This is a genomic window from Desulfallas sp. Bu1-1 (genome assembly GCF_015594625.1).
In the GTDB taxonomy this organism is placed as follows: Bacteria; Bacillota; Desulfotomaculia; order Desulfotomaculales; family Desulfallaceae; genus JADNRQ01.
Genome location: NZ_JADNRQ010000014.1, coordinates 66,461 through 76,814 on the forward strand (window position 1 = coordinate 66,461; position 10,354 = coordinate 76,814).

The 10,354-nt window shown below is 52.6% G+C and carries 9 protein-coding genes; 6 read left to right on the forward strand and 3 right to left on the reverse strand.

Features of this window, described 5'->3' with window-relative positions; genetic code table 11:
• Positions 1-98: 98 nt before the first annotated feature.
• Positions 99-1,151 (reverse strand): histone deacetylase, encoded by a 1,053-nt coding sequence (locus IT084_RS12665; RefSeq protein WP_195713262.1) that lies wholly within the window; start codon positions 1,149-1,151, stop codon positions 99-101.
• A gap of 328 nt (positions 1,152-1,479) precedes the next feature.
• Between IT084_RS12665 and IT084_RS12670 the strand changes: the two genes are divergently transcribed.
• Positions 1,480-2,034 carry a Uma2 family endonuclease gene (locus IT084_RS12670; RefSeq protein ID WP_195713263.1) on the forward strand — a complete coding sequence of 185 codons (555 nt, stop codon included), beginning with the start codon at positions 1,480-1,482 and terminating at the stop codon, positions 2,032-2,034.
• A 295-nt stretch (positions 2,035-2,329) separates the two neighbouring features.
• Here IT084_RS12670 and IT084_RS12675 read toward each other — a convergent pair whose 3' ends face one another.
• Complete coding sequence (locus IT084_RS12675; RefSeq protein WP_195713264.1) at positions 2,330-2,683, reverse strand: hypothetical protein; 354 nt, start codon at positions 2,681-2,683, stop codon at positions 2,330-2,332.
• A gap of 9 nt (positions 2,684-2,692) precedes the next feature.
• Complete coding sequence (locus IT084_RS12680; protein ID WP_195713265.1) at positions 2,693-4,006, reverse strand: S8 family peptidase; 1,314 nt, start codon at positions 4,004-4,006, stop codon at positions 2,693-2,695.
• Between the two features lie 651 nt (positions 4,007-4,657).
• Here IT084_RS12680 and IT084_RS12685 point away from each other — a divergent pair.
• The 5 genes from IT084_RS12685 to IT084_RS12705 all read left to right on the forward strand — a co-directional run bounded on the left by IT084_RS12685 (position 4,658) and on the right by IT084_RS12705 (position 10,197).
• Positions 4,658-5,782, forward strand: coding sequence for a hypothetical protein (locus IT084_RS12685; RefSeq protein WP_195713266.1), 1,125 nt, complete (start codon positions 4,658-4,660; stop codon positions 5,780-5,782).
• A gap of 23 nt (positions 5,783-5,805) precedes the next feature.
• A complete protein-coding gene (locus tag IT084_RS12690; RefSeq protein WP_195713267.1) occupies positions 5,806-6,774 on the forward strand; it encodes a GDP-mannose 4,6-dehydratase in 969 nt (322 codons plus the stop codon).
• Between the two features lie 50 nt (positions 6,775-6,824).
• Complete coding sequence (locus IT084_RS12695; protein WP_243276952.1) at positions 6,825-7,772, forward strand: hypothetical protein; 948 nt, start codon at positions 6,825-6,827, stop codon at positions 7,770-7,772.
• 74 nt (positions 7,773-7,846) lie between these two features.
• Positions 7,847-8,863 carry a hypothetical protein gene (locus IT084_RS12700; RefSeq protein WP_195713269.1) on the forward strand — a complete coding sequence of 339 codons (1,017 nt, stop codon included), beginning with the start codon at positions 7,847-7,849 and terminating at the stop codon, positions 8,861-8,863.
• Between the two features lie 26 nt (positions 8,864-8,889).
• Complete coding sequence (locus tag IT084_RS12705; protein WP_195713270.1) at positions 8,890-10,197, forward strand: NAD(P)/FAD-dependent oxidoreductase; 1,308 nt, start codon at positions 8,890-8,892, stop codon at positions 10,195-10,197.
• Positions 10,198-10,354: the final 157 nt, after the last annotated feature.

A 10,354-nucleotide genomic window follows, 5' to 3' on the forward strand; every position in this document is an offset into this window, starting at 1 on the left:
TGTTGCCGCAGGGTATATTTGTGCATGCTTTTTCCCCCTTGTCGCAACTTTAAAACATTGAGGCTGTTAACAAACCATATAAAGCGCTTCCGTTGCTGTCACTTAAAGCATGACCAGGTTTCCCCTTGTACTTTTTTGACTTCTTCCAGTACCTGCGAGGTTTCTTTTTTCGGTTTTCCCGTAATTTTTATTTCACTCCCTGCGTTACCGGACCACTGCCTGATCATGGCCAGCACGTTACGACCCAATACCTCCGGGTTGTATCCTCCTTCCAGAGTTGCGGCTATTTTCCCGCCGGCGTATTTTTCCGCAATGGCGAGCACCTCGCGAAAAAGCCACTCATACCCGCGGTCGGTCAGGTTCATCCCCCCGACGGGGTCGCCGGCGTGGGCGTCGAAACCCGCGCATACCAACACCAATTCCGGGCGGTAGGCGGCGGCCAGCGGTGCAATAATCTCGTCCCAGGCCGCCCGGTAATCGGCGTCACCGGACCGCAGCGGCAAGGGGATATTCACGTTGTACCCCCGGCCCCTCCCTTCCCCCGTTTTTTCGACCCAACCCGTTACGGGGTAGGAAAAATCCCGGTGAAGGGAACAGTACAAAACACCGGGGTCGCTATAAAAAATTCTTTCCACGCCATTGCCGTGGTGGGCGTCCAAATCCAACAGCAAGATTTTTTTTACACCGTACCTTAATTGAGCACGCCGGGCGGCTAGAGCGGGATTATTAAAAATACAGAAGCCCATGGCCATATCGGGGAGCGCATGATGGCCCGGAGGCCTTACCAAGGCCAGGGCACGCCGGTAAGCACCCGTAACCACCGAATCGACAGCGGCCAGCGCCCCGCCTGCAGCCAGCAGCGCTGCCTTGTATGACTGGCGGCAGGCCGGCGTGCTGTTGCCCAGCATACCCACCCCGCGGCCGCACAAATCCCTGACCCGGAGGCGATAGTGCGGGTTATGGACGGTGTCTATGTCGTCTTCCGAAGCGGGGGCGTGCCCCCGCAAGTCGGCTACCTTCCACGCACCAAACGAATTTAGCACATCAATTGTTTGAGCAAGCCGACCGGGGTTTTCCACATGCCCGCGGGTGTTATGTTCCAAGCACCCGGGATGGTAATAGACAACTATATCTTTGGAGGATGTTTGCATAGAGAGCTCCTTATTTCGGCAATTTATGGGGTTCATTACGGTTAACGCCCACTAAAACGGGTAACGAATTTTGCAGATAATTGCCATTGTGGACTAATTTTCCTTTTATAATAACATAGCAACCGGTGCTTTGTAATCACGTTCGGTTTGTTAACCTTCCATATAGTCCAATTACAGATACCCGGCTGTTGTACGGGTAGAAATAGCCTGATTGTTCTATTTGTAGGTGGATTCCACGCCCGGTCTTCTAGGGCAGTACATGTTGGTCGTCGCCTTCCTTGACGCCTGGAAAAAAAAGACGGTATAATTTAACCAGGGGGGATGAAATATGACCGTGGTAAACCCGCAGATAAAATTTACCTACGAGGATTACTGCCTCATGCCGGAGGACCGGCGCTACGAGCTCATCGAGGGGGAGTTTTTTGTGGTTCCTTCGCCCAGCGTCATTCACCAGCGGATATCCGCCAACCTGGAAGCTATATTGCGCCAGTATGTTCAGGCAAAGGAATGCGGGGAAGTGTTATATGCCCCGCTGGACGTGGTTTTATCTTCCCAGGACGTGGTGCAGCCCGATATCATGTTCATTTCCCGGGAGCGTTCCCATATAGTTACCGACGCCAACATCCAGGGGGCGCCGGATCTGGTGGTGGAAATTCTTTCCCCCTCCACGGCGGAAAGGGACCGCACTATAAAAAAGAAACTTTATGCCAGGTACGGGGTGCTGGAGCTCTGGCTGGTCAACCCCGGCGCCCAGACCATCGAAGTATTCTCCCTGGCGCAAGGAGCGGATGCGCCGCCGCGATTGTACGCCCGGGCAGATCGCCGGCCGCTGGTGTCCCCCCTGTTAAAAGATCTTTTGGTAGACCTTGACCGGGTATTTTGAAAAAGGATCGGGTATTTTAAAAGAACGGAGCCGTTGTCAGGTTCCGTTTATTTTTTCTTCTATTTGCCAAATAACTAAAAGATTTCACTGCAAAAACATCGCAGCTACAGGCGATCCGGCGGATTTCCGGAGTGAGTGGAGCACTGGATGCGGAATAGCGGTGAGGGGACACACCTCCTCTTTAGGGCAAAGCTTTGGGGTCGGAGGTATGTCCCCAACGATACCGTCATATTCCCAAAGCCATGACCCCTTGGCGGATGCTTATTTGGCACCGACCACCGTTCACCGGCCACCACTACAGGTATGTCCGCCCTTCCAGGTCGTCGGTGAGTACCCCGTTTACCAGCCAGCCGTGGTAGCCGTTGGGACCGGGAATGGATACGGACGGGTACACGGTAATCCACGGTGGAATACCGGAAACCGTCCAACCATGTTCTTGACCGGCAAATTTAGCATCCACACACCAGATGTGGCCGTTGGGCAGCTGGACACATATGGGGGGCCGTTTCCCCTTAAATTTTTGTTTGTATTCGGGGGATAACTCGCTGTGACCGCTTATCCAGGGCGCGAACCACATATCGCCCGAATTGGGTTTGATCCCGTGTTTTTCAAGTTCTTTTAGATCCACCAACCGGCAGGTCCAGGGCACTTGTTTCACCTACCCGTGTTGTTGTATGGCCGCGGCTGTGCTCGCGGCCTTTTGGGCGTTGATAACCCCCGCCCCCTGGGTGTTGGGGTCCAGGTCGCCAAGTTTTGATGCGGTTTCCACTAACCGCGCCTTTACCCGGTCCGGCGTCAAAGAGCTGTTTGCTTGCAGCAATTGGGCCACCACCCCGGCGCACACCGGGGTGGCCATGGACGTTCCCGAAAACGAATTGTACCAGGTGCCCACCCTGGATTGCTTATTCTGTTTATCCAGCGTTGAACCCGGGGCGCGCAATGAGGTAATATTGACTCCCGGGGCCAATACATCCGGCTTGGTCAGGTCGTCAATGGTGGGACCCCGGCTGGAAAAATCGGCTACCCGGTCGTCCCCGGAACTTGTTGTATTCATATCGTTCAATGCCCCCACCGTGATGATCCCGGGATGGATGCCGGGGGAGTTGATGGTCCGGGGCTCCGGTCCCTCGTTGCCCGCCGCCGCGCAAACCACGATCCCGGAATCCCAGGCTTTTTCCACCGCCTGGCACAGCGGGTCGCCGGTATAGGATTCGGTGGCCGGGCTGCCCAGGGATAAATTTAACACCCTGATTCCCGTGGTTTCCCTATTGTCAATACACCACTGGATCCCGTCTATAACCGTTGAAAGCAGCCCCGAACCGTTTTTATCCAGCACCTTCACCCCCACCAGGCCGGCCTCCGGGGCGGGCCCCCGGTACAGAAAATTCGACTGGCTGCCGTTGGAGGCGATATCACCGGCCACATGAGTTCCGTGCCCGTTATCATCATACGGTCTAATTTGCTGGTTGACTAAATCTTTAAACGCTACAATTCTGCCCGCCAGGTCGGGGTGCTCGTAAATCCCCGTATCCACCACGGCCACAACAATTCCCTTGCCGGTAAAACCTGCGTTCCAAAGCGGCGGCGCTTGCACCGTGGGGGAGGCCACGTCCAGCACGGCCATGACTTTACGGTCATACCAGATTTTATTTACATTATTGTTTCGAACCAGTGATTCCAGGGTTTTGGCATTTACCTTTGTGGCAAAAGCGTTAATCAACGGCAACTCCCTGTGAATTGGACAGCCGGCCAGCGAAGCGATTTCCCGGGTCGCCAGCACATGGTTTTCGCTTTCCTTGAGCTGGACGATTACCGGTATTTTACGCCAGCGCTGTTTAATGTATTTAACCGGCTTTTGAATAAAACAGGGCAAATGCTTCGGTGGGCGATACCACTCCAAAGTAGCCTTTCTCAATGCCGGACAAATTTTATTGCCATGGGAACGAACCCAGCTTATTTCCTGGAAGATCATAATAACCCTCCTGCTATGCTTTTATTTAATTCTGCACACTCTGTTATGCCATATTATGAAAAAAATAGTTGGATGTTCTACAATAAGAGAATTTTTATTTATTTCACAAATAATCAGCCCCGGAACCTCTTCATAAAAGTCGGGGCTTACATAATCCAACTTTGTAACCAGTTACCAATAAATTACATATTATGAAAAAACACAGAAAGGGGGAATAAATGTGCCACCGTAATGTGTTGGTTTATGTATACTTTTCTTTTTAAATACTCTATTTCAAAACCTTTAAAGGGGGATTCCTTACCATGTTGGCGTTTGGTTTTCCAATACTACCAATCATATTCCCTTTCCTTTGGGTGTTTTTCTCTTTAACCTTTCCTTTTGGCCCGAGGATTGGCGCTACGGTCTTTCCCTTCCTCCTTTGGCTTGCTTAATTTAAAAGGATTGGAAACAACCCGGGAGTCCAAAACCCCCGGGTTTTTATCAAATACGCCGGATGGAAATTTCTGTTAGTTCTGCTTTGTTCAAACGTGCTGCCGGCTGTTTTTTTTGTTTTCCAAACAGTGTCAACGCAGGGGGATAAGGAATATGATGTTACTAAAATTCTGTAAAAAGCAACATTATAATGAAGATTTTGGGAGGTGAAGCGATATTTTGAAAGTAGATAAATACCCCCACTATCTTTTTGGCCACCTGTCATGGTCCCCCCGGCCGGATGTGGCGCCTTATACTGCCGAGTTTAAACTGATCATGGCGTTCAGGCGCGATTTTTTTGACGGCAGCGGAGCGGACGGATACCCGGTGCGGGGCGATAAAATACTTGACACCGCCGGCGGCAGCAGCCTGGCCTTTGGCGACGGGGTATTTACCGGGATGCTGCGATTTTTGGTGGTTGACGAAAATGAACAGGAAAACTGGATTCTGTGCCGGGCGCTGGACCCGTCAACCCAAAATCCAACCATTCTGCATGCTTACTGCGAAGCCGTTGACCCGCATACCGGCGAGCCCTGGCAGGCCGGCGTGCAAAGCTGTTATCGAATCGGCGGGCCGGAGCACGTCAACAACCCGGAAGGGAGTTACAGGTTAGTCACTGTGGTCGATTTTACGACGTTTAACAGCTCGCCGGTGGCCATCGCCCCGGTTATTGTCAATGCGCCGTGTAATGCCATTTTTTCTTTCCCCGTTGCGGCGGTGGACCCCGACGGAGATGATCTAACCTGCCGTTTGGCCACCGGTATTGAGGCCAGCGGGTTTGCCGGCGGGTTTGTGCAACCGGGGCCGCCCCATGCGCCCAATCCATTGACCGTGGATGCCGAAACCTTTGTGGTTACCTGGGATACCGCCGGTACGGAACCGGGGCAGCTATGGTCTTATCAAATCGTGGTTGAGGATGGAAAAACCCGGGTCGGCGTGGATGCGCTGATCCGCATCATTGAGCATAGCGGTGAGCCGCCCCGGTGCTATGGCCCTGACGATACTTTAACGGCCAGGGTGGCCGTGCCCTTCAGCGTGGATATCGCCGCCGCCAGTGAAGACGGTGAAATTGTCGATGTGAAATGCGTCAACCTGCCGCAATGGGCCTCCCTAGAAATAATTACGCCATTGCCTTCCCGGGAGGCGGTAGCCAGGATTACGGGTACGCCTGAATTTGTGGACAGGGGAATGCATGCCGCGCTGGTTATTTTTACGGATGACCACGGTAACCAGGCGGTCAGTTCCCTGATCATCGACGTTGACGCCGGCGCGATTATGCAATTCCATCCCTGCCAGGGCGCTTGATCAAGTAAAAAGGTGAGATGTGCATGAGTTATTGGAAGGATAAAAATGTGTTTATCACCGGCTGCACCGGCTTGCTGGGCAGCCATTTAAGCGAACGGCTGGTTGAGTGCGGCGCCAATGTCGTTGGTTTGGTGCGGGATTATGTGCCCAGGTCCAGGATTTTTTTTGATGCGGAATTGCAACGCAAGATGGTGATTGTGCGAGGCAACGTCGAGGATTACCGCCTCCTGGAAAGGGCGATCAACGAATACGAGGTCGATACGGTGTTTCACCTGGCGGCCCAAACCATAGTGGGCATCGCCAATAAAAACCCGCTATCCACTTTTGAATCCAATATCAGAGGCACCTGGAACATCCTGGAGGCATGTCGCCGGAACACGGGGGTGAAAAGGATTGTTGTGGCTTCCAGCGATAAAGCTTATGGCGACCAGGAAAACCTGCCCTACAGCGAGGAAACGCCCCTCCAGGGAAAGCACCCGTATGACGTGTCCAAAAGCTGTTCCGATTTAATCGCCCATGCCTATTATCACACCTACGGTTTGCCGGTGTGCATTACCAGGTGCGGGAATTTTTACGGGCCCGGCGATTTGAATTTCAACCGTCTGGTACCCGGCACCATCCGCTCGGCATTGCGGGGGGACCCGCCGGTGATCCGCAGCGACGGAACTTTCATCAGGGATTATTTTTATGTTAAGGACGGCGCTGAAGCGTACATGTTTTTGGCCCAAAAAATGGATGAGTTGCCCATTCACGGCGAAGCGTTCAATTTCAGCAATGAATTGCAAATCACGGTCATTGAACTGGTCAGGAAAATCCTTTCATTAATGAATTCCAATCTTGAACCGGTTGTTAAAAATGAAGCCGTCAATGAAATCAAGCATCAATATCTAAGCACGGAAAAGGCCAGGCATGTTCTCGGTTGGAAACCCAGGTATTCGTTGGATCAAGCCCTGCTGGAGACCATAGAATGGTATGCCCGGCAGCTTACTTGAGGTGAACGGCGTTGAAATTTTGTTTTGTAAGTCTGGAGCCTCCGTGGGAAATGCACGGTAAAAAGTACAGGTTGGAAATTAACCATATGGAATACTGGGCTACGGTTATGGGGGGAACCTGTTATTGCGGCCCCGCCTTTGACACGGGCTATTACAACCTGGATTATGATCATTTCAGTGCCTACGACCTGGTAATGGTTGCCTTGAGGGAAGAATTAGTTGAAATAGGCATTAAGATCAAAAAACTGTCAACCACCAGGGTGGTTGTGTTTTTAGGCGCGGAGATGGAGTCCTTCACAAGCGGCATGTCGCGCGACAAGCAGGCCAGAATGGTGGAGCTGTTAAATATCGCCGATGCCGTGGCCGTGCTTCATGATGAAAGCATCCCTTTCGTAAAGTTATTGACTACCAAACCGGTGGACCTGGTGGGCCTGCCGTTCCCGTTGGAGCGGGTGCGCAAGATTTGCCCGCCGGTTCAAAAACGGGAGGAAATTGAGCTGGGGAGTATTCTGGGTGCTCACTGGCAGCGGAACAGGAACGGGCTGGTCAACGTGGTGGCGCTTGCTGCAACCGGCTTGCCCGGCACGGTGGATGCCTGGCACCCGGTGGAAAAAGAATATGTTTCGTCCATGCGGGCTTACCTGCCCATCCCACCCATTCGCTTTCGTGAAGCCTTCGGCTGGCAGGATTATATTACTGAAGCCAACAAGTCGCTGCTGGGCCTCCACCTTGATTACAGAACCACCTGGGGTAGATTCCCGTTGGATTGTGCCGGCGTCCGCATGCCCTGTGTGGCTCCTTCCACCCTGTTTACGCAAAAAATACTGTTTCCCGGTTTGTGCGTGCCCTACTACGATATCGACGGAGCCAGGAATTTGGTGCACAGGCTGGTTTCGGAGCCCGGTTTCTACGAAGAAACGGTTGCCTATGCCGAATCGCGGCTGGAATTCTTCACTCCTGAGAGGACCATGGAAAGATTATTGAATTTGCTGGGTTAATGGCAAAACTGCCGGAGCGTCCGGTAGATATAGAGCCCGAGTTTTTTTAGGACAGCTAATTGAGGTGAACCATTTTGAAGTTTTGCCTGATCAGTTTGCTTCCCCCCAGTAAATTGGACGGGGAAATCTTTACCCATGAAGTGAACCAGATCTCCCAGTGGGCCACCATCATGGGGGGAACCCACTATAACGGCGTCTCTTTTGACCTGGGATATTACGGACTGCCCTACGATTTTTTCAGCGAGTTCGACCTGGTTATGGTGGCGCTGCGCTCAGAACTCATTGAAGTGGGCATAAAAATCAAGGAGCGGTCCACGGCCCGGGTGGTGGTGTTTTTTGATGCGGAACTGGAACATTTTACATCATTTCTAAACCGGGAACTGCAGGTAAGGTTTGTCCGGTTGCTGAATCTGGCCGACGCGGTGGCGGTTCATCACGAAAATCATATCCCCGTGATCAAAAGATTGACCAATAAACCGGTTGGCGTGGTGGGCCTGCCCTTTCCTCTAAGAAAAGTACGGGAAGAGTTATGCCCGCCGGTGGACAAAAAGACGATCATCGACCTGGGCAGCGCGCTGGGGAATTTGGTCAGCCGCAACGGGCTGGTTAATTTGGCGGTGCTCACGGAAATCGGGGTGCCCGGGGCCGCGGATATGCAGGACCCGGTGGAACTTTATTATCTCAGGATCATGAGAAAATACATGCCCATTCCTCCTATTCACTTCAGGATGACCAGCTACAATCCATTCAGTTCGGATAACCGGGTCAGGCTGTGGGAGGAATATATTTCCCAGGTCAATTATTCCATGTTGGGGATTCACCTGGACTTTCGTCAAACCTGGGGAAGATTCCCCATTGATTGCGCCGCGGTCAGAATGCCCTGCATTTCCACGCCGGGTTTTTACGCCCAGCAAATCCTTTTCCCTGATTTATGCGTGCAATACCAGGACGTTGAGGGAGCGGCCGGACTGGCCAAAAGGCTGTTGAAAAGCCGCAGTTTTTACGAAGAAGTGATGGACTATGCCGAGTCCAGGCTGTCCTTTTTTGCCGAAGCGGAAACGAAGCAAAGATTGCTTAATTTACTGGGCTAACCGGAGGGAAAGGGAGGGGGACGTGGATGCGCGGGGTGGTGACGCTGGGTGCCGGCATAGCGGGATTGAGCTTTTCTTACCATTTCAATCATGCAACGGACATTTACGAAAAAAAAGAAACCTGGGGCGGGCGCTGCCGTTCCCATACGGTGGAAGGATTCACTTTTGACGAGGGTATTCACATTTCTTTCACCCGGGATGACTATGTCCGGCGACTGTTTGCCGAAAGTGTCGCCGGCAGGTACGGTGAGTTTGCCCCGCTGGTATTGAATTATTTTCAATCCCACTGGGTGAGGCATCCTGTGGAGTCCAATTTAAAAGGGCTGCCCGCGGAACTGGTGGTGCAGTGCCTTTTGGATTTCATCCGGGCGGAGCAAGCCGACGGGCAGCAGGCCGGAGAAGGCGGGCAAAATTACCATGACTGGCTGGTGGCCCGGTTCGGCCGGGCTTTAACCAGGCACTTTTATGGCGCTTATACTCGAAAATATTGGACCGTGGAACCAGAACTTTTGACCACCGGTTGGATCGAACAGCGCATTTACCGGCCCGGCCTGGATGAAGTGCTGCAGGGCGCTTTATCCGACCGGTTCCGCAACGTCTACTACATTAAAAGTTTCCGGTACCCCGACCGGGGCGGCTACCAGTCATTTTTACGCTCCCTGGCGTCGGGGGCAGAAGTTTATCACGGGTTTGAAGTTGTCGAAGTTGACATGAGTCATAAGCGGCTGGTTTTTAAAAACGGTTTTGAACGTTACTACGACAGGCTGGTTTCGTCAATACCGCTGCCCGAGCTTGCCCGCTGCATCAAGGATTGCCCCCGGGAAGTGCGGGAGGCCGCCGCCCGGCTCGCCCACACCAGCGTGGTACTGGTGAATCTGGGTGTCGGCAGGGGGGACCTGGCCGGCGACTGTCACTGGTTTTACATTTACGATGAGCGGCTGCTCCCGGCCCGGGTGCATTTTGCCAGCGGTTTGTCCGCTGCCAACGCCCCCCCGGGCTGTACCGGAATCCAGGCGGAGATTTACCATTCTTCCTACAAGCCCCTGAACCTGTCCATGTCCGGCGTTTTGGAAAAAACCATTGAAAGCCTGGTGGAAACGGGTATTTTGGAACAGCATGACCGGATCATCCTGGCCGATTGTATGAACATTAAATACGCCAATGTGCTGTTCAACCGGGATTATCAAAAAAACCGGGGCTTAATTCTGGAATACCTGCGGGAAAAAGATGTCCATTGCATCGGCAGGTACGGGGAGTGGGCTTATTTGTGGAGCGACCAGTCGCTGTTGAGCGGCAAGCGGGCCGCGGAAACGCTTGCCGGGGTTGCCGGGTGATGCAATACCGGTACCGGCAAGCGGTTGTGGAAGAGTGTATTCGATAAACAATAAATCCCAAATGTAATATATAGGGAGACTTGTAATGATAAGCAAGCATAGTAAGCAAGAGCCTAAAAAAGCGCATGACAAATAGACCTTTTTAAAAACATTTTAA

Coding starts and splice junctions, on each gene's coding strand:
- IT084_RS12665 (WP_195713262.1), bottom strand. CDS start 1,151: ATGCAAACATCCTCCAAAGATATAGTTGTCTATTACCATCCCGGGTGC.
- IT084_RS12670 (WP_195713263.1), top strand. CDS start 1,480: ATGACCGTGGTAAACCCGCAGATAAAATTTACCTACGAGGATTACTGC.
- IT084_RS12680 (WP_195713265.1), bottom strand. CDS start 4,006: ATGATCTTCCAGGAAATAAGCTGGGTTCGTTCCCATGGCAATAAAATT.
- IT084_RS12690 (WP_195713267.1), top strand. CDS start 5,806: ATGAGTTATTGGAAGGATAAAAATGTGTTTATCACCGGCTGCACCGGC.
- IT084_RS12695 (WP_243276952.1), top strand. CDS start 6,825: ATGCACGGTAAAAAGTACAGGTTGGAAATTAACCATATGGAATACTGG.
- IT084_RS12705 (WP_195713270.1), top strand. CDS start 8,890: ATGCGCGGGGTGGTGACGCTGGGTGCCGGCATAGCGGGATTGAGCTTT.